General features: G+C 41.6%; 20 protein-coding genes. 5 read left to right on the forward strand and 15 right to left on the reverse strand.

Going from position 1 to position 19784, the window contains the following annotated elements; genetic code table 11:
* Nucleotides 1-56 precede the first annotated feature (56 nt).
* The 5 genes from minE to VB620_RS10690 form a co-directional block, all read right to left on the reverse strand.
* The gene (gene minE, locus VB620_RS10670) at nucleotides 57-362 is read right to left on the reverse strand and encodes a cell division topological specificity factor MinE (RefSeq protein WP_323196127.1); all 306 of its coding nucleotides are present in this window, start codon (nucleotides 360-362) and stop codon (nucleotides 57-59) included.
* Between the two features lie 32 nt (nucleotides 363-394).
* Entirely contained in the window at nucleotides 395-1201 is an 807-nt protein-coding gene (minD, locus tag VB620_RS10675; RefSeq protein WP_323196128.1) for a septum site-determining protein MinD, read from the reverse strand.
* 44 nt (nucleotides 1202-1245) lie between these two features.
* Nucleotides 1246-2280 (reverse strand): septum site-determining protein MinC, encoded by a 1035-nt coding sequence (gene minC, locus VB620_RS10680; protein ID WP_323196129.1) that lies wholly within the window; start codon nucleotides 2278-2280, stop codon nucleotides 1246-1248.
* Between the two features lie 74 nt (nucleotides 2281-2354).
* A complete protein-coding gene (locus VB620_RS10685; protein WP_323196130.1) occupies nucleotides 2355-3680 on the reverse strand; it encodes a four-carbon acid sugar kinase family protein in 1326 nt (441 codons plus the stop codon).
* Nucleotides 3681-3974: 294 nt separating this feature from the next.
* Nucleotides 3975-4541 carry an NUDIX hydrolase gene (locus VB620_RS10690; RefSeq protein ID WP_323196131.1) on the reverse strand — a complete coding sequence of 189 codons (567 nt, stop codon included), beginning with the start codon at nucleotides 4539-4541 and terminating at the stop codon, nucleotides 3975-3977.
* 359 nt (nucleotides 4542-4900) lie between these two features.
* Between VB620_RS10690 and VB620_RS10695 the strand changes: the two genes are divergently transcribed.
* Complete coding sequence (locus tag VB620_RS10695) at nucleotides 4901-5953, forward strand: dipeptide epimerase (protein ID WP_323196132.1); 1053 nt, start codon at nucleotides 4901-4903, stop codon at nucleotides 5951-5953.
* Entirely contained in the window at nucleotides 5937-6980 is a 1044-nt protein-coding gene (locus VB620_RS10700) for a DUF1611 domain-containing protein (protein WP_323196133.1), read from the forward strand. The genes VB620_RS10695 and VB620_RS10700 overlap by 17 nt, the downstream gene beginning before the upstream one ends.
* 6 nt (nucleotides 6981-6986) lie before the next feature.
* On the opposite strand, the gene VB620_RS10705 is transcribed toward VB620_RS10700, so the two are convergent.
* The 6 genes from VB620_RS10705 to VB620_RS10730 all read right to left on the reverse strand — a co-directional run bounded on the left by VB620_RS10705 (nucleotide 6987) and on the right by VB620_RS10730 (nucleotide 11586).
* On the reverse strand, nucleotides 6987-7727 hold the full coding sequence (locus tag VB620_RS10705) for an amino acid ABC transporter ATP-binding protein (RefSeq protein ID WP_323196134.1): 741 nt from the start codon (nucleotides 7725-7727) through the stop codon (nucleotides 6987-6989).
* A 19-nt stretch (nucleotides 7728-7746) separates the two neighbouring features.
* Nucleotides 7747-8898, reverse strand: coding sequence for an amino acid ABC transporter permease (locus VB620_RS10710; protein WP_323196135.1), 1152 nt, complete (start codon nucleotides 8896-8898; stop codon nucleotides 7747-7749).
* Nucleotides 8899-8901: 3 nt separating this feature from the next.
* The gene (locus VB620_RS10715; protein WP_323196136.1) at nucleotides 8902-9822 is read right to left on the reverse strand and encodes an amino acid ABC transporter permease; all 921 of its coding nucleotides are present in this window, start codon (nucleotides 9820-9822) and stop codon (nucleotides 8902-8904) included.
* Nucleotides 9823-9837: 15 nt separating this feature from the next.
* The gene (locus VB620_RS10720) at nucleotides 9838-10905 is read right to left on the reverse strand and encodes an amino acid ABC transporter substrate-binding protein (RefSeq protein ID WP_323196137.1); all 1068 of its coding nucleotides are present in this window, start codon (nucleotides 10903-10905) and stop codon (nucleotides 9838-9840) included.
* A 170-nt stretch (nucleotides 10906-11075) separates the two neighbouring features.
* Complete coding sequence (locus tag VB620_RS10725) at nucleotides 11076-11315, reverse strand: hypothetical protein (RefSeq protein ID WP_323196138.1); 240 nt, start codon at nucleotides 11313-11315, stop codon at nucleotides 11076-11078.
* Nucleotides 11316-11379: 64 nt separating this feature from the next.
* Nucleotides 11380-11586, reverse strand: coding sequence for a high light inducible protein (locus VB620_RS10730; protein WP_323196139.1), 207 nt, complete (start codon nucleotides 11584-11586; stop codon nucleotides 11380-11382).
* A gap of 241 nt (nucleotides 11587-11827) precedes the next feature.
* Between VB620_RS10730 and VB620_RS10735 the strand changes: the two genes are divergently transcribed.
* Complete coding sequence (locus tag VB620_RS10735; RefSeq protein WP_323196140.1) at nucleotides 11828-12862, forward strand: aspartate carbamoyltransferase catalytic subunit; 1035 nt, start codon at nucleotides 11828-11830, stop codon at nucleotides 12860-12862.
* Nucleotides 12863-13136: 274 nt separating this feature from the next.
* The gene (locus VB620_RS10740) at nucleotides 13137-13595 is read left to right on the forward strand and encodes a pentapeptide repeat-containing protein (RefSeq protein ID WP_323196141.1); all 459 of its coding nucleotides are present in this window, start codon (nucleotides 13137-13139) and stop codon (nucleotides 13593-13595) included.
* A 17-nt stretch (nucleotides 13596-13612) separates the two neighbouring features.
* Here the strand turns inward: VB620_RS10740 and VB620_RS10745 are convergent, their stop codons facing one another.
* The 4 genes from VB620_RS10745 to VB620_RS10760 form a co-directional block, all read right to left on the reverse strand.
* Nucleotides 13613-14953: a TldD/PmbA family protein gene (locus VB620_RS10745; RefSeq protein ID WP_323196142.1), complete on the reverse strand. Its 1341-nt coding sequence runs from the start codon at nucleotides 14951-14953 to the stop codon at nucleotides 13613-13615.
* Nucleotides 14954-15018: 65 nt separating this feature from the next.
* Nucleotides 15019-15378 carry a four helix bundle protein gene (locus tag VB620_RS10750; protein WP_323196143.1) on the reverse strand — a complete coding sequence of 120 codons (360 nt, stop codon included), beginning with the start codon at nucleotides 15376-15378 and terminating at the stop codon, nucleotides 15019-15021.
* Nucleotides 15379-15414: 36 nt separating this feature from the next.
* Complete coding sequence (locus VB620_RS10755) at nucleotides 15415-16887, reverse strand: TldD/PmbA family protein (protein ID WP_323196144.1); 1473 nt, start codon at nucleotides 16885-16887, stop codon at nucleotides 15415-15417.
* Between the two features lie 260 nt (nucleotides 16888-17147).
* Nucleotides 17148-17597 carry an SRPBCC family protein gene (locus tag VB620_RS10760; RefSeq protein WP_323196145.1) on the reverse strand — a complete coding sequence of 150 codons (450 nt, stop codon included), beginning with the start codon at nucleotides 17595-17597 and terminating at the stop codon, nucleotides 17148-17150.
* Nucleotides 17598-17896: 299 nt separating this feature from the next.
* Between VB620_RS10760 and VB620_RS10765 the strand changes: the two genes are divergently transcribed.
* Nucleotides 17897-19549 (forward strand): mechanosensitive ion channel, encoded by a 1653-nt coding sequence (locus tag VB620_RS10765; protein WP_323196146.1) that lies wholly within the window; start codon nucleotides 17897-17899, stop codon nucleotides 19547-19549.
* Nucleotides 19550-19784 lie beyond the last annotated feature (235 nt).

Here is a 19784-nt window from a genome sequence, read left to right on the forward strand (position 1 = left end):
TTTGCTTGAAGATACAACTAATAGGCTTTCGACCAGGAAAATAACGGTTAATCTAACTATGATTCCTCTGTGTTCTCGCTGTCTTCTAATTCAGCTAAAGCTTCTTTGACTCGACGGATAGGTAAATTAGCAATCAAGGCGGTAGTTCGTTGGTTGCTTTCTAGAGAGAACTCTAGTCCTTCTGTCTCGATTTCTACATAGCGACAAACTATTTCCATAATTTCTTGCCGCATTTTTTCTAACTTTTGGGGGTCTAAATCAGCACGGTCATGAGCAATCACCAGTTGCAGGCGACGTTTTACGTGGTTGCGACTGTGGTCAGGAGTACGTACAAATAATCGTTCTATAAGTTCAAGAATCATTGCCAATTGGTGTGCGGAGACTGGAACGTGAGTTAAACAATTTTTTTCCACAACAACCTTCGCAAACGAGCAAAGATGTTGTCATTGGGTGCGTCGAGATCAAGAAAATCGACTTTTTCGCCTTCCAATCTACGGGCAATATTATTAAAGGCGATCGCAGCTAAAGATGGGGTATCTCCTAATACTAAAGGTTCGCCCCGATTGGTAGAAACAATAACACGCTCATCGTCAGGAATTACACCGATTAAGGGTATTGCCAAAAGTTCTTGAACATCTTCCACAGACATCATATCATTTGCTCGTACCATTGCGGGTCTGATGCGGTTAATGATGAGATGGGCTTTCTTAATACCTTGTGCTTCTAGTAACCCCACTACCCGATCAGCATCACGAACTGCCGATATTTCGGGCGTGGTGACAATTAAGGCTTCTTTGGCAGGGCCGATGGCATTTTTAAACCCATTTTCAATCCCAGCCGGACTATCAATAATTACGTATTGAAACTTCTGGGCTAGAGCATTGACTAGCAACTTCATTTGTTCGGGAGTTACCGAATCTTTAGAGCGATTTTGGGCTGCTGGTAGTAATACGAGATTGGGTTGTCGTTTATCTTTTACCAAAGCTTGTTCTAATCGGCATTCTCTAGCCAGAACTTCCACAGCAGTGTAAACGATGCGGTTTTCTAGTCCCAGTAACAAATCCAAATTTCTCAGCCCAAAATCTGCATCAACTAAAGCAACTTGACGACCAATTTTGGCTAAGGTCATGCCTAAATTTGCGGAAACTGTGGTTTTACCCACTCCTCCTTTACCGGAGGTAATCACAATAATGCGAGTCATGGTAGAGTTGCACTTGATGAGGGTTTAGGGAAGATAGTAAAGAGTTATGGAATCTGATTTAATCTATTTAATTGGGTTCTAGAAAAATCATTAGCCTTAGCGATGCGAATTCCGTCAGGGGTGATGTGTGCTACTTCTGGAAACACCTGTGTGAGTGTTTTCTTTGGCGCTCTAGCTACAGCATCTGCAATCCGCAATTGGGTTGGTTCCATTTGCAAGGACATAATTAGACACTCACGATTCCCTCCGGCTCCGGCATGAGCGATTCCACGTAATCGCCCCCATATTACAATATCTCCTTCTGCAACTACGATACCACCTGGATTGATATCGCCTAAAATAATTACTGTTCCAGGATGACGAATTTCTGTCCCCGAACGGACTGTCATTTCTAGATATAGAGCATCGGTTGAGGTTGTATTCGGAGTTTTCAACTCTGATTTGAGGGAGGTTTCAGGCTGGAGTTGTTCGACTGAATAACCACTAGTGACAGCTGCGATCGCTGTTTGACGGCGACTGGTAGCTACACATCTTAACTCCAGTTGGGCTTCACTGAAGGCTTCGGCAAACTCTTGTAATTGTCGCCCATCTAATAGACGGTCTTGGGCGACTAAATGTACTGGTCTTCTGGATGACCGCAAGCGATCGCTAGCATTTAAGCGCAACTTCAATTGTTCCCAAATTGCCGTCCCAGCAACTTCTGAGGCTGGTATTTGAGATTCTGTTGGCAAAATTACTAACAGTTTTTCCCCCTCACTTTTAAACTGGACTTGGATATGATTTTTGAGCCGATTTTTGGTAATTAATGACTCAGGAGAATCAATGTCCAAATCTAAATTCTCCAGAACATCAACCGACTCTGGATCATTGGGGGTAGACTTTAACCCGATATCAGGATCGGAATTTGACTGCAAATAATTGATAACAGAATCTACCTCGGCATCAGGGATCACATTATCAGAATTAGCCTGAGAAATACCGACATTGGTAGACTTATCATCAGCCGAACTAGGATTTACTGGCAAATCTGAAATATCAGAATTTGACTCTAAATTGGGGATATGAGAATCAGAAGTCATGCAGCACCAGCCCAAAGATACACCGCGTAATTACTAAATATTAAGTTATTTGCAAAAGCCAAAAATATTTTTACCTATGTATTTTTAGTTAATCTTGTGTAAACCGTCCCCAAAGCATCAGCATCGCCAACATTACCAGGAAACAGCACTACTGGCAAATTAGGAAACTGGGGGTGTTCGGGGGTCGTAATCACCATTGAACAACCGGCTAAAATTTGTCCCAGTAACCGGGCGGAATTTAAGCACAGACCGCTACTCAAAACATCGTTAGAGGTAATCCCACCCTTGCTGATTAAAAATCCGATATCTGCTGGTAAACCCCGGACAATATCCATCAATAAAGCTGAGACTTGTACGCCAAACTCTAACCTAGTATTAACATCCTTAAAACTCAGTTCCTGACGACTGGTATAAACTACTGGGGTTTTTCCAGCATTGTGTACAGCCTTCACACTTTCCAGAATTTCCCCTAGCAGTAGAGTTGATTCCTTCGCCCCATCATTTAGTAACCGCGCCACATCCACTTCAATTCCCGCCGTTCCCTCAACTTGTAATAACGCCTGTAACTGTTGAGTGGTCTTTTTGACGTGGGAACCCACAATCACCGCACCCGGTTTTCCGCCACGCACATATTCAGCCATGTTTTCGGCAGCAATGGGTTGAGGAGGTAAGGCAGCCAAAGCTGTTAAAATGCTGGCAGCACTGCGAAACAAAAAGCGTTTTCCTTGACTGGCGGCTTTTAGCACATCCACAGCAAAGGTGTTGAGATCAGCTTGTGTTTCACCATCCACCACAGCGCATTGATTATCAGTGAGTTGTAATAAACGTTCTAAACTACCAGTCCGGATATCATCAAGTAAAAACCTGGTTACAGACTCCGCGCTAATCCGCCCTTGAGTTTTTTCATCTACATACTTAGGTAAGTAACTGTGATGGTAGCTGAACACCGAATCACGAGCAAATTCAGTTTCATGGACTGGGGTAGGGACACCATCAATGATCAGATAATGTATGCTGTCACGGGTAATGCGTCCACCCTCAAAAAATGCCGGTACGAGAAAATGAGCGTCAAAGGGGCCAAGTTCTTGGGCGATCGCATCAGTTTCTATGGGATAATGACCCCTTAACGTCGAATCAGAACGGCTAACCACCAAAAAATCAGTAATATTTTCCGCAGCTAAAGCCAGTTTTAAGTTTTGACAAACTTCTCTAGTCACAGATGCTGCTGACTCTGGTGGTAAGGATCTCGTATTCGTCAGCACAAAGAAAATTGGTGAATCGTCTTGTAAACCCACCCGTAAAGTATCGACATCCCAGTGCATTAACAGTAAACAACCGTGGACGGTTTGCGACCCGGTGGGATCATCATCTAAAACAATAATTTTAGGTTGATTATTCATAATGTTGTATCTGTAAGTAGTTTTTATGATCCCACTAAATGTCTGGGGAATAAGTCTTATGGATCAGGACTTACGCAACAATCGCCAAAAATCTTGATTTATCGTTCGCGTAGCGTGCGCGAAGCGCATACCGCCAAGCCGCCAAGAACGCCAAGAAAACGTAGATTATGCGTAAGTCCTATGGATGTTAAATTTATTTAACCACAGATAATAATACAGCACTTTGCCAGTAAGTGAAGAAAACATTTTCATCTTATAGAGTGGGTATCATCTTCGCCTTTATATACAAATATCTTAAAGCAGTCTTCCCGACTCCTTGAGTAAATTTAAACCTAGAAATAAAGCTGCTAAACTTCCCGTCACACAAATTTCACCTTGCATAATTTTATCGAAAACTGATTTTATCGGAATTAAAACTACTTCGATATCTTCCGTAGAGTCTAATTTTTGCTCCCCTATTTTTGCGACATTTTCCGCTAAAAATAAATGTATTTGGTTAGTATCTTTCACAGGGTTATCATATAAAGTAGCTAGTTTAGTAACTTTCTGGGCTAGATAACCAGTTTCTTCTTTTAGTTCTCTCACAGCTGCTGTTTCAGCATCTTCTGTAGCTGCATCAAAACTCCCCGCCGGCAGTTCTAAGAGAATTTCACCAACCCCATGTCGATATTGACGGACAAATACAATTTCTTGATTATTTGTAATTGGTAAAATTAAAGCTATTTCCGGTCTCACAACTACAAAAAAATCATCTATAATTTTTCCATTGGGTAACTCTATGACATCGCATCTAACTTGACACCAAGGATTGTTTAAGACCATTTCTGAGTTAACAATTTGCCATTTTTTTATTTTATTCATAGATAATCAACATCTGCAATCATTTAATATGATATTATTTTGGTCTACTACAACTTAATCAAAATCATGAAATAATCAACAGCAAAAGACGTGAACAAGTAAGAATTTTAGAGATTGATTATATCAACAACATAGCGTTTCCTAATCCAATGAGATACAAAAATATCTGCGTTTTTCTGCGTTTATCTGCGTTTAATTTTTTCTTCCCACACCTCACATGAATGGGAATTGCTATATTTATCTCAGGACTTACGCAACAATTGCCAAAAGTCTTGATTTATCGAACCGCCAAGCCGCCAAGAACGCCAAGAAAACGTAGATTATGCGTAAGTCCTATATCTAAATATTCAACATAGTTTATGAAAATACAAGTAAAACTATTTACTGTCAATAAAAGATTTCCTTTGACAATTAGTCGCGGGACAACAGCCCAAAGCACAAATATATGGGTAAAAATTTCACATGATGGGATTGAGGGTTGGGGGGAAGCATCGCCGTTTGGTGTCGGGACTCATGGTCAATCTACGGAAGTGATTACCAATAATTTGCAACAATTAGTTCCCATCTTAGACAAATATAGCCCATTACAACGCCAGGAAATTGAGGAAATTTTCACACTACAACAGGTTCCCTCTTCAGTGAGAGCAGCGCTGGATATGGCGATGTATGACTGGCTGGGTAAGCGTGTGGGATTACCTCTTTGGCAAATTTGGGGACTTAACCGTGATGTTATAGTTCCGACTTCGGTGACTATTGGAATTAATTCACCAGAGGGAGCTAGAGAGAGGGCGCGGAAATGGTTAGAATTTATGGATGTGCGGCTGCTTAAGGTGAAATTAGGTAATCCTGATGGTATAGATGCAGACCAGAAAATGCTGTTAGCGGTGCAGCAAGAAGCACCGGGTTTAGATTTATTCGTAGATGCAAACGGGGGCTGGAATTTAGAAGATGCTGTTTATATGTGTAATTGGCTCGCTAATTTGGGTATAAAATATGTAGAACAACCATTACCACGAGGTGAGGAAACAAGTTTACTCGGACTTAAAGAAAAATCCCCTTTACCCATATTTGTGGATGAAAGTTGCTTTACCAGTACCGATATTCCCCATTTAGCCAAATATGTGGATGGTATTAATATCAAACTCATGAAATCAGGGGGACTGAGTGAGGTGATGCGGATGGTTCATACAGCACGCGCCTATGGTTTACAAGTGATGTTCGGTTGCTATTCTGACAGTACACTAGCTAATACAGCAGCCGCACAGTTAGCACCATTAGCTGATTATTTAGATTTAGATAGTCACCTGAATTTAAGTGATGATCCCTTTAAAGGTGCATTGCTGCAAGAGGGAAGAATTTTACCAAACAATTTACCAGGCTTGGGGGTGGAATATAGTGCGTTTGCTACTTAATCAAAAAATAGCGATTCTGCTACATGAAGGATTTACTGGAACTCAGGGTAAAACTGGGCTATCACTTTTACGATATAGTGAATCCCCGATAGTTGCGGTGATTGATCGTGAGTCTGCTAGCCAATCGGTGTCAGAGTTAACAGGGATAAAACGTGATGTGCCAATTGTGCCATCATTAACCGCAGCACTGGAGTATAAACCGGAAGTTTTGGTAATTGGAATTGCTCCCAAGGGTGGTGCTTTACCGGATGATTATTGGGTAGATATTAAAAATGCTTTAGAAGCGGGAATGTCTTTGGTAAATGGTTTACACACGCCATTGGCAAATATACCAGAGTTAACTGCACTGCTGAAACCTGGAAAATTAATTTGGGATGTGCGGAAGGAACCACCTAATTTAGCGGTTGGTAGTGGGTTGGCGCGGACTCTTCCTTGTCGCCGAGTGCTGACTGTGGGAACTGATACGGCAATTGGTAAAATGTCCACTAGCTTAGAGTTACATTGGGAGTCTCAACGACGGGGTTTGCGATCGCAGTTTTTGGCGACTGGTCAAACTGGGGTAATGTTAGCAGGGGATGGTGTACCTTTAGACGCTGTGCGGGTAGATTTTGCGGCTGGTGCTGTGGAGCAGATGGTCATGGGTTGTGGTAATAACTACGACATCCTCCATATTGAAGGACAAGGTTCGCTGCTGCATCCTGGTTCAACGGCGACTTTACCTTTAATTCGTGGTTCTCAACCGACGCAATTAATTTTGGCACATCGGGCGGGACAAGTTCATGTGCGTAATCATTCTGATGTAGTGATTCCGTCTTTACCACAAGTAATTCAGTTATATGAAACTGTGGCTAGTGCTGGCGGTGCTTTTGGTAATGTGAATGTGGTGGGTATAGCTCTAAATACGGCTCATTTAGATGACTCTATAGCTGAAGAGGCGATCGCACAAACTACAGCCGAAACAGGTTTACCTTGCAGTGATCCCGTGCGTTTTGGGGCTGGTATTTTATTAGATGCGATTATGAAATAAGTGATTCTAGAGAATCTGCGCTAAAAACTTCCGCGTCCGTGCTTCTTGAGGATTAGTGAAAAAAGTCTCAGGTGTAGCTGACTCAACTAAGGAACCACCATCCATGAGAATTACTCGGTCGGCGACTTCACGCGCAAATCCGACCTCATGGGTAACTACTACCATCGTCATTCCATCGTTAGCGAGGGTTCGCATCACATCTAAGACTTCTCTGACCATTTCTGGATCTAATGCAGAGGTGGGTTCGTCAAAGAGCATAATTTTAGGTTTCATAGCTAAAGCACGGGCGATCGCTACTCGTTGTTGCTGTCCACCAGATAATTGTCCGGGATACTTCTGTGCTTGTTCTAAAATCCCCACCCTTTCTAAAAGTTGCATTGCTAATTCTTCAGCTTTTGGCTTGGATAAGCGCAGCACCCAAATTGGGGCTAAAGAAATATTTTGCAGAACTGTTAAATGGGGAAATAAATTAAACTGCTGAAAAACCATCCCCACTTCTCGCCGAATCATTTCTATATTTTGCAAATCATGACTGAGGGTAATACCATCAATGATAATTTTTCCCTGTTGATATGCTTCTAAAGCGTTAAATGTGCGAATAAAAGTTGACTTACCGGAACCAGAAGGTCCCATTAAAACTACAACTTCTCCCCGATTCACATTTAAACTCACGCCCTGGAGAGCATGAAATTTACCGTACCATTTGTGAACATCTTCAGCAATAATTATTGGTTGTAATTCTGACATAGGGTGTAATTAGTTGTTTCTATTGACTCACATTTAATTGTTTTTCTAATCGTTGAGAAACCAAAGACATTAAGTAACAAAATATCCAGTAAATTAACCCAATAAATAAATAAACCTCTGCATAGCGTCCTAAAAACTGGGGTTGGGCTAAAACAGAACGGGCGATACCTGTGAGTTCTACTAATCCCAATAAAGATAAAAGGGAAGTGTCTTTAAATAAGCCAATAAACTGACCAACAATCGCCGGAATAACTGCGCGTAAGGCTTGGGGAAGCACAATTAAAATTACTACTAAAGGTGTATTTAGTCCTAATGCTTTTGCGGCTTCAGTTTGTCCTCGTGGGATGGATTGGAGTCCACCACGCAGATTTTCCGCCATATAAGCAGCACTGAATAAAATCAGGCCGGCGACTCCTCGCAGTACCCGATCTAAACGCAAATCTGTGGGTAGGAATAATGGCAACATAACTTGTGCAAGGAACAAAATTCCAATTAATGGTAATCCCCTGACAATTTCAATATAGAAGATGGAAAACCAACGCACCACAGGTAAATTACTAGTTCTTCCTAAAGCTAGTAAAATCCCAATGGGAAAGGAAAGCACTATACTAACGACAGCTGTGAGTAAGGTCAGTAATAAACCATTCCAAAGGTCGGTAGATACTGATTCTAAGCCTAAACCACCGCCAATTAGCCAAAGAATTATGGGGAATGATAATAACCATGTTAGGGAAAGCCAAGGTGCTATGAGTTGATGGAATTTACCTCCCAACCAAAAACCTGTAATTAGTAAAGTTGCAATTAACAGTAACCAGAGACGGGTTGTTAAATCCCAGGGGAAAATCACACATAATAATCCCGAAATCAATGTATATCCAGCTAATCGGCGTTTTCTCAATGGTTGTTTACCAAAGAATACACCCACAGTAATGGCGCTAAATGTAGATGCGATCGCCAGGACAATCCAAACTCGCCAGTATAAGGACTGGGGAAATCTACCAACTAAAAATAACCGTAAATTAACCCAAATTACTGTCCATTGTGCTTGAGTAATTGCCCAATTTAGAAATCCCCACATCATTGTGAAGAATAGTCCTAAACAGACAACTGTTAACAAGCTGTTATACCAGCTACTAAAGAGGTTTTTATGTAACCAAGTCAATTTACTCATTAGTCATTTGATCTGCACTCGGCGGTTGAAGAAGTTCATCGTTACAGAAATAGTTAAACTCAGGGTGAGATATGTCAATATTAGTAACAACATGACTTCTACTGCTCTCCCGGTTTGATTAAAGGTGGTGGAGGCGACAAAATAAACATCAGGGTAGCCGATGGCGATCGCTAAACTGGAATTTTTAGTTAAGTTTAAATACTGACTGGTCAGTGGCGGAATAATCACTCGTAAGGCTTGGGGAAATATTACCAAACGCATAACTAATAACGGTGGAAATCCGAGCGATCGCGCTGCTTCCCATTGTCCTTTTGGTACTGATTGAATCCCACCGCGAACAATTTCGGCGATAAATGCGCCAGTGAAAAACACCAACCCCAGTAGCAAAGCTGAAAACTCTGGAGATAAGGTAAACCAAGGTAGTTCTATCCCATCTTGGCTGATTCCCAAAAATCCCCAAAGGGTTATTTTCTCCTCTCTTCTGGGAAAGCCGAGAAACACGGCAAAATACCAAAATAATAATTGCAGCAATAAGGGTGTATTGCGGAAAATTTCTACGTAAATAATCGTAATTTTCCGGACTAACCAGTTGTCAGACAACCGACCTATCCCGGCAGTAATTCCCACAATGGTAGTGAGTAAAATACCTAAAATTGCTACCCGCAATGAGTTAACTAATCCTACCCACAAGGCGCGGCTATAACTATCAGTTGGTTCGTAATTAATTAGAGTTTCGCCAATACCAAAGGATGCTTGCTGCTGGAGAAAATCAAATCCCAACTGAATGCCTAATTGCTGTAAATTGCGGTTGAGATTACCCCAGAGGATCATGACTACAACTGCTGCTAAAAATACAGCCAGGAGTTGGATCACAATATACCAAAATCGATAATCCCGCCATATAGGTGGTTTGGAATTAGCCATTAGTGATGTTCTCCCTTACCGAAACGGCGGAGAATAGAGTAATCCACCTTCTGTCCATAGTTGATTTTCACCGCGAGCCAAATTCAGGTTAGTATTTGGTCCCAGGTTGCGATCGTAAATTTCGCCATAGTTACCGACGTGTTTGGCTATCCTGGCGGCGAAGTCGTTGGTTAAACTGAGTCCTTCTCCCAGGTTGCCTTCTGTGCCTAAAAAGCGTTTAATATCTGGGTCATTACTAGTAGCTAATTGTCCCACATTCTGAGAATTGATCCCCAATTCTTCGGCTTTAATCAGTGAATAAACTATCCAGGTTACCGCAGTAGCTAATACAGGGTCGCCTTTAGCAACGGCTGGTGCTAGGGGTTCTGAGGAAATGATTTGATCGAGAACAACGTTATTTTCTGGATTGGGTAGAGTGATTCGTCGTGAGACTAGGGCGGAACGATCAGCTGTAATCCCATCACAACGCCCTTCGGCATAGGTAGCAAAGGTAACATTCACATCTTCAAATACAACGGGCTTGTAGGTGATGTCTCGTTTCCGCATTTGGTCTGCTAAATTTTGCTCGGTTGTAGTCCCACTTTGAACACAGATGGCTTTGTCTTTCATGTCTGCTAAGGAATTGATCCCGCTATCTTTGCGAACCATGATGGCTTGACCATCGTAAAAGATCACAGGAGCAAATTCTAGACCGATGGAAGTGGCGCGACTGAGTGTCCAGCTAGTGTTGCGGCTGAGAACGTCTATTTCTCCAGTTTGTAAAGCGGTAAATCGCTCCTGGGCGCTAAGATTCCGAAATTTTACTGCATCTGGGTCATCAAATAAAGCTGCGGCGATCGCTCGGCAGATATCTACATCAATACCGCTATACTTGCCTTCAGTGTCAACAAAGCTGAACCCTGGAATTTGTCCACTGACACCACAAATTAGCTGACCACGATTTTTAACTGCATCCCAGCGATTGTTAGTCCCTTGTGTTCCGACATTGTTGGCTGTGTTTGTTGTTTGTCCGGTGTTGCTATTACAAGCTGTAATTGCAAATATTAAGGGTGCGATCGCTAAAATTAAGGCTGACTTTCTCATAAACCTCATGAATGCTAAACTAGAAAATTATATTAGTGACTACAATATTCTCGATAAATAAGTAGATATTTGTAATATAAAACTTTTTGGGTACTTATAAAAAAAGAAGCCTTGAAGATATATCAAGACTCCTGGGAAATTTATGTTATTTGTAGCCTAAAGAATAGGATTTATCCTATGTGGTTGAAGTAAATTCCCCACAGAATTCCAGTGACACCCGCAGCAATTAAAAGGTTAGTGAAGAAACGTCCCAATTCGTTTTCTCGACCTAGCTTGTTATCATCTTTCCCGGCGCTGAAAAATAATGACCAGGCTTGGTTAACATTAATTATTTCAAAATTATTGAAATTAGGTCGAAATACGACTGGTCCTAGTAAATCTTTTTGGGGAAAATCAAAATCGGTTCTCATATTTTTTCTCGCTTATTGTTCTACTGTTAATTAATTTTGTAAATTTCGACAATATTCCAGTTGATTACAGGTTAGTCAGCCAGCTAATTAAGCCGTTTCCTGTAATTACTTCTATGGCGATCAGTGACACAAACCCAATCATGGCTAAACGACCATTGAGTTTCTCTGCATACTGAGTAAAACCTACTCTGGGGGTTGCATCTACATTTGGCTGAATTGCAGACTTATTGCGTTCACCGAGTTCGTTGGTTTTAAAGCCTTTGCTGGTCATCGGTTCTTTTTGTATTTGCTCATGTAACTAAAGATAACACTATGTAAACTATTTTTACAAGGGCTTGACAAAAGTTGAAGGTGTGAATATCTGTAATAAACAGTTCGGGGCGATCGCCAGAAGCGGAAAAAACCCACCGTGAGGTAAAAAGCAAGTGCTATTATTTCCAGTGCATCTGTAAATAAAAAAGCTGTAGGGACGTAAACGATTGCGTCCTTATATAGAACACCGAAAACTATTTATGCCTACTACCACCTGGAATCGTCATCACGTTCTTTCCCTAGCTGACTTCACCACCGCCGAATACGATACTGTTTTACAAACTGCGGCTAGTTTTCAGGAGGTGCTGTCACGGCGGACAAAGAAAGTACCCAGCCTACAAGGACAGGTGGTGGCGAATTTATTTTTTGAACCATCGACCCGTACCCGCAGCAGTTTTGAGCTAGCAGCTAAACGCCTGAGTGCAGATACACTCAACTTTGCCGCAGCCAGTTCTTCCATGACTAAGGGAGAAACAATTCTCGACACAGCCAAGACCTATTTGGCTATGGGAACTGATATTATGGTGATCCGCCATAAAGAAGCGGGAGTTCCTCATGCGATCGCCCAAGAAATGGATCGTCTAGGCGTGCGTGTTAGCGTCCTGAATGCAGGTGATGGTCAACATGAACACCCTTCCCAAGCACTGCTAGATTTATTTACCATCTGTACACTGATTGATCGCAGTCATCCCCGGTTAGAACTATTAAAAGATAAAAAAATTGCGATCGTTGGAGACATCTTACATTCTCGCGTAGCCCGATCCAACATCTGGAGTTTAACAGCCAGTGGCGCACAAGTGCATCTAGCCGCACCACCCACCCTGCTACCACAGTTATTTAAAGACTTTGTATTAGAAGAAGATAAAACAACCTCATCCCCCACACTCAACCGCCAACTATTTTTACATTGGGAATTGGAACCAGCCTTACAGAATGCAGATATAGTCATGACACTACGCTTGCAAAAAGAACGCATGACAGCGCACCTACTCCCAAGTTTGCGAGAATATCATCAAACCTTTGGTATTACACGGGAAAAACTACATCTGTGCAAATCTAACGTCAAAGTCTTACATCCAGGGCCAGTCAACCGTGGTGTAGAAATTAGCTCAGATTTAATGGATGATCCCGAATTTAGCCTCATTCAATCGCAAGTTACCAGTGGTATTGCTATTCGTATGGCGCTATTGTACCTCTTAGGTAGTGGCAAAGATTCAGGAATTACCATCAAATAGGTTTATAATGAGGACTCCAGTCCTCTCTACCTACCGCATTTTGCCCTGAGATGAGGTACAGATATTAATGGTAACACTCTTGTGGGTGGGGCGAAACACCACTAATTAACCAGACTTTATATAACTCAAGTAGTAATATTATCTCACTTATCTAATCAGCAAATTCCCTCTCTAGCCAGAGGACATAACACCTATGATATTGCATAATTTATAGTATAGAAGGAAGTTAAACCTATAACTTCTCAGAACTATAGATAGTCAATAAATATAAATTATGAAAAGCATATTTTTAACCGCAGCAGCGTTACTCAGTACGCTATTTTTAACTACACCTATTTCTGCCACAGAAAAACTCACTCCCAAACAACAATTACTAGAAACTAGGGAATGTCATGGTTGTGATTTAAGCAACGTTAACCTCAAAGGCGCTCACCTCATCGGTGTAGACTTAAGAAATGCTAACTTAGAAGGTGCAAACTTAGAACAAGCTAACCTAGAAGGTGCAGACTTAACAGGTGCAAACCTAAATTCTGCTAATCTTACAAATGCCTTTGCCAATAGTACAACCTTTGATTACACTAACCTCACTAACGCCAATTTAAGCGAAGCTAACTTATATAATGCTCAAGTCAATGGAGCAGTCATGATTGGTACTAATATCAGTGGTGCTGACGGTTTGGATATCAATCTTGGTATAGGTGGAGAAGAAGAAGAGTTAAGAATTAACGAGTAACTCCTAACTCCTAAATTTTACTCCCCAGTAATTGAAAGTTGATCAACCCAAATTTTGGGACAAACTCCCCCAGGGGTAAGCTCTACTTCTTTCTCTACATAAACAATCGATTTCAAAAGTTCCAAGAAATCCCCAGCAACAGTTGCTGATTCAATACTCGTTCTCACACCCTTATTAACAACCCAGCCATCAAAAGGCAGAGAAAAAGAGCCTTGTAAAGATTTCACTCCCGCGTGGAGAGCTTGCAAATCATCAATTAAAATCACATTTTCCGCAGTATCTAAGCTCAAATCTTCTTCAGCTGATGTTGCGGCAAAAACATGATAAAAATTAGGCCCGACACTCACCTTTGCACCAATACTGGCGTTACCTGTAGGCTGGGTATTCATTCTTTTCGCAGTACCCGCACTGTGCAGAAAACTTTTGAGAACACCATTTTCAATCAGTGCTACCTGACGTGTCGGAGTTCCTTCACCATCAAAGCTTTCCGCACCTATATTAGCTGGATGGAGAGAATCATCATAAACCGACAACAGAGGTGAAGCAATTTCTTTCCCTAAATCATCAGCAGTTGATAAGCTCTGATTATCCAAAATGCTTTGAGCGTTGAACAAATTAGAAAACGCACCCAACAAACTTAAAAAAGCATCAGGAGAGAACACAACCCGATATTTACCAGACTTGATTTTTTCATAATTCAAGTGGCTGATGGTTTTTTCTGCTGTTTCTTGGATACAACCCTTAACATCAAGCTTATTTAAGCTCCGTTCAATTCTTAAAGCACTACCACTACGAGGTTTTTTACCTTCTTCCTCAGTTTTGCTATAAAGGTAAATTGATGCTAAAGAATGAGATTCTGTTCTGGTTGCGCCATCGCTATTCAGATAAAATCTGTCAATATCTCTTTGGGCTAAACCATTGTAAGGTACACCCTTGATTGCTTCATGAGTTGCTAAAAGTTCCTTTTCGGCTCCTAGCAAACTTTGAATCAACTCATTTACAGGTGCTTGGGGTACTTTTTCCTGATGTGTGCTGGGAATAGCAACAGTTGCTTCTGGGCTAAAATCAGGAACATTTTCCTTGACACCAAAAAAACTAGCTTCATAGGCAGTTTTCAAGGCTAATTCTAGCCCTTGGGGATCTACATCTGTGGTGCTGGTGACACCCATTGTATTCTCTTCATTCCACACACGCACAATCACGCCAGAACGATTTGAGGCTTTAACTTGTTTTGGCTCACCTTGGTCTACTTGGACGCTAGTTTCATCAATGGTGGAGCCATAAATATCAAACTTCTTAATACCAAGTTTACTAGCATTTTCCTTGGCATGATTAGCAATTTCATTAATACTGAGCATGGTCAATTTTGGATTTTCGATTTTGGATTTAAAAAAAATTCATTCTCGACTTTAGATTTTGGAGTTTACTTTTTGTGTTTTTGTTTGAGCGTTTTTATTGACGCAACAGTCATGGACAGAATTTCGGTGGATTCTTGCATCAAACTTTTCAGTTTATCTGCTGTCATTAAACCTGATTCAACCAGAAGTTCTAACCAATAAAGTGTTTCATCAGCTTCTTCTTCTACAATCGCTAGTTTAGCAATCAAATCGGCTGCTGATTTAGCCCGACAAGCTGCTCTATAATTAGCAGCTACAGAAGTGGCTGAACGCAATAATTGTTTGCTAATTACATCAGCAGTTCTAGTTTGCGGTAATACCTCAACTAGACGGATAACTCGCAATGCAAGCTGCTTTGTTCTAGCCTTAAACTGATGCTCATTCACAATCCAAAATCCAAAATCTAAAATCTAAAATTCTGTTTATCTGCCGCCAACGGTGATAGAATTGACTTTCAGATGAGGTTGTCCCACTGTGGTGTAGATACTGCCACTAACAGAACCACAGAAACCGGGTGCAAGTTCCAAATCTTGGGAACACATAGAAATTTTGTTCATAATTTCTTTCGCTTCACCAATTAGTATCGCTCCTTTTAGCGGTTTGGTGATTTTGCCATTTTCAATTAAATAAGCTTCATCTACACCAAAGTTAAATTGACCTGTAGCCCCAACGCTACCGCCACCCATTTTTTTACAGTAAATACCTTTATCAACTGAGTTAAATAAGTCTTCTGTGGTATGTTCGCCTGGTGCAATATAAGTGTTACGCATCCGACTAGCAGCAGCAAAGGTATAACTCTGGCGGCGACCACTTCCGGTTCTGGGGTGTCCAGTGCGAGAGGAACCTGTTCTATCGGCTAAGAAGTTTTTGAGAATTCCTTTTTCAATTAATAGGGTTCTTTGAGCCGGCATTCCTTCATCATCCATATCAATGGTTCCGAAGGCATTTTCTGCCCGACCTTCATCCCAAGCTGTGAGACTTTCGTGGGCAATTTTTTCCCCTTTTTTGTCAGCAAAGGGAGTGGTTTTACGTTCAATTTGGGTAGTTTCTAAAAGATGTCCGCAAGCTTCGTGGAAGATTACTCCACCAAAGTGATTGGCCATGATGATGGGATAAGTACCGGAATCTACATAATCTGCATAAAGCATTTTTCCGGCAGATTCGGCAATTTTTTCGGATGCTTCTTGATAATCCCAGGTTCTCAGGAAGTTAGCATCGCTAGTATTACCAGCCCGTTCACCAATGGAGGTGCGATTAGCACCGTCTGCACACAATAGGTTAAAGCCGACGGATTGAGTTAGGCGAATATCACGGGCAAATGTGCCATCACTAGCAGCAACTAAGACTTCTTGCCAATCTCGGAAGTAGGAAGCTCGACGGGATTGTACATGGTTGGCTTTTTTCTGGAGGTAAGTTGTACCATCTAGAAGAACTTCGCCCATTTCTTTGATGGAACTGCAAAGAGGTAACCAATCATCTTTACCTCTTTTGATGGCGTAGTCTCTGAGTAATTCTAGGTTGATTTCGGGAATGAAGGCGTTATGACTAGGTAGTTGTAAGCCTAGAATCAAAAGACCTTTTTCTAGGGCTGCTTTTAAACCGGAGAAAGATAGGTCGTTGGTGCTAACGTAACAGTCTGCTTGACCACGAAATACCCTGACTCCCGCACCTGTAGATAAACTGGGTGAAATACTGGTAATCGCGTCGTCTTCTGCTAAACAACCGATATAGTTACGACGTTCTAAAAATAATTCGATGAAGTCTGCACCTGCGGCGCGTCCTAGTCCCAGAAGGATAGCGAGGGGGGCTTCCCAGGTTTCATCGAATCGCTCCGATGTGGAGGAGTATTGTAATGTGGGGATTTGGTTCGAGAGAAGTAGCGTACTTGTAAGCATGAATAGTCCCGTCTGCTGGCGTTATCAGAGATTTGACTGAAAAAATCCTGGTGAGTTAACTCTAGCAAATTCCGAGGTGAGGAGTGAGGAGATCAGCTGGCTAAATCAAAAACCTATTTTGTCTGATTGTGAATTTTTATGGGTTAGTAGTTCAATTATTTTAAGATAGTTCTTCCTTATCAGCTTTATTATAACAAGCTATAAAATAATTGTCAACCCCCTATCCTATCATTATTTTGCTTTTCTATTGACTCGCCGAGTTAGGAAATGAGTGATTCTGCAACTCCTTTGAGGCGACGGAGTTGGGCTTGCATATCTGCTTTAGTCCAAGATGCGGCAAGGTTGTTAAATCCCCAATTGACTATGGGGTTAGGAATATCGAACTGAAAGCGGTTGACAAGGAGCGTGCCTTGTGGTATTGGTTGACATTCCCAGCGATCGCACCCTTGGAAAAATCCTTGAAATTCCCAAACCACTAAACCCGGTTCCCTTTCTATGACCACACTTTTCAGGGTAGGTTTCAATAGAGGAATTTGAATGATAAACAGACTTTGACTCCCAACCTCAGTATTCCAGGAACCGCCGTCCACGGGTTCGCAACGGAGGGCAGGATTTAGCCAACGCTGCATGAGTGTTAAATCAGTAATGCACCTTTCCACTACCGAGGCTGTGGCCTTGATTTGAATTGATTGTTCAAAAACTTGGGACATGATAGATGTTTCATGCTGTGGCTGTACTTAGATTATCGCAAAACCGAGTATTTGTATTGCTGTAATAAATGTATAACTTACGACTCTCAACTGATAAATCTAGAAGGAGAGAAACTAAATAAATCACCCTAAAAATGTCTGTAATTTGAACTAGATAGATGTGTTTATTGGCAATTTACTGGTAAATTGATAAGCAAAACACGAGTGAACTTAACGGGGCTAAGGATGATTTCATCTTCAGTCATACCATAAGTATTATGAGTGTTTTTAGTAACATAGAACTTTAATACCGGAAAACCATGAACACAACTTGGCAAAGCATAACCCAGTTGATAGACAGTGGTTTGTCGATGAGGGTACACAATTTTTTGGCACAATCGCCAAGCGTACCACTAGATCAAGAAAGGGTTAATGAAGGAATCACCGAAGTACAAGGGGTTCTGGAACAGTTGGTGGGATTTACCCCCCGTTTACTAGGGGCGGCAGCATTTTTATTAGTTGGTTGGCTGATTGCGCTAGTTGTGGCGAAAGTCACAAAGGGGCTTCTCGATCGCACTAACATAGATAACCGGATCGCCGCCGGCATTATGGGTAGTGATGATGTTCCCCAAATAGAGAAGTTAATCTCTGGCTTAGTGTTCTGGAGTATCATCTTAATTACAGTAGTAGGTGTTTTACAAATTCTGGAATTAGAGGTAGCTTCTCGACCTCTGAATAATTTGCTTGACCAACTGATTGGCTTTTTGCCCAAGTTGGTGGGGGCGGGAATTCTTTTGGGAGTGGCTTGGTTAATAGCGACTGTCGTAAAACTGGTTACAGTGCGTTCATTACAGGCGTTTAGGTTAGATGAGCGCCTCAATGAAGAAGTCCAAGATGGGATAGGTAATGCGAACCAATTATCTTTGAGTCAGACTATTGGTAATGTCCTGTATTGGTTTATCTTCTTGCTGTTTCTTGCGCCAGTTTTGGATGCCTTGGCACTCAGACAAGCACTACTACCAGTACAATCTTTAATTACGGATATTCTCTCAATTCTGCCCGATATCCTGAAAGCGTTATTCATTGGGGCATTCGGCTGGTTACTAGCTAATATAGTCCGGCGGATTGTGACTACTTTGTTAGCGACTAACGGGCTTGATAATGTAGGAAGTCGGGTAGGACTGTCAGCATCTTCAGGAATGCAATCTCTGTCAACTATTATTGGCACGATTGTCTATATTTTGATTTTGATTCCTGTGGCGATCGCCTCGCTGAATGCTTTGAAAATTGAGGCGATTTCTTTACCTGCGATCTCAATGTTAGAGCAGGTGCTGAACACCCTACCAGCAATCTTTACCGCCACAGCAATTTTAATTGTCTCCTTTTTCTTGGGGCGGTTTGTTTCGGAGTTGGTTACTGGTATCCTCACTAGTTTAGGCTTTAACAACATTTTCACTATCTTGGGTCTACCATCACTGAGTAGAGAATCTGTAACTCCAGAAGCAGAAGCAACACCAAGACCAGCAAGCCGCACACCCTCAGAAGTAGCGGGTATTATTGCTTTAGTGGGTATTATGCTGTTTGCTACCGTAGCAGCAGTGAATATCCTGAATATCCCTGACCTAACAACACTGGTAACAGGGATTTTAATTATTTTGGGGCGGATCTTAGCCGGATTGATTGTATTTGGTATTGGTTTATTCTTAGCCAATTTAGCATTTCAATTGATTACAAGTTCTGGAAACCGCCAAGCCCGAATTTTGGCACAGGTAGCAAGGATTGCGATTATTACCCTGGTTTCCGCAATGGCATTGCAACAGATTGGTGTCGCCAGTGATATTGTGAATTTAGCCTTTGGACTTTTATTAGGTGCGATCGCAGTAGCAATTGCCCTATCCTTTGGTTTGGGTAGCCGTGATATTGCCCGTGAACAAGTTCAAAATTGGTTAGACTCCTTTAAAAGCAATGAGTAAACCTGGATAATATTTAATATTTCCAGTTTTTAGCGCTAAATCTTGAATTTTTCCATCAATGCGGTTCAGTTAAGATTAGAGTGGATTTATCGGCGTTAATGGCGCATCTACGGCGGTTGATTATTCTTATCTGAACCAAATTGATTTTTAACTCGTTAACTCACCTTGTTTTAGCGGCAGAAAGCTAATAGGACTTACGCACAAGTGACGGAATAAGGAACCACAGAGACACAGA

Origin of the sequence: Nodularia harveyana UHCC-0300 (assembly GCF_034931085.1) — a bacterium.
Taxonomy (GTDB): Bacteria; Cyanobacteriota; Cyanobacteriia; order Cyanobacteriales; family Nostocaceae; genus Nodularia; species Nodularia harveyana.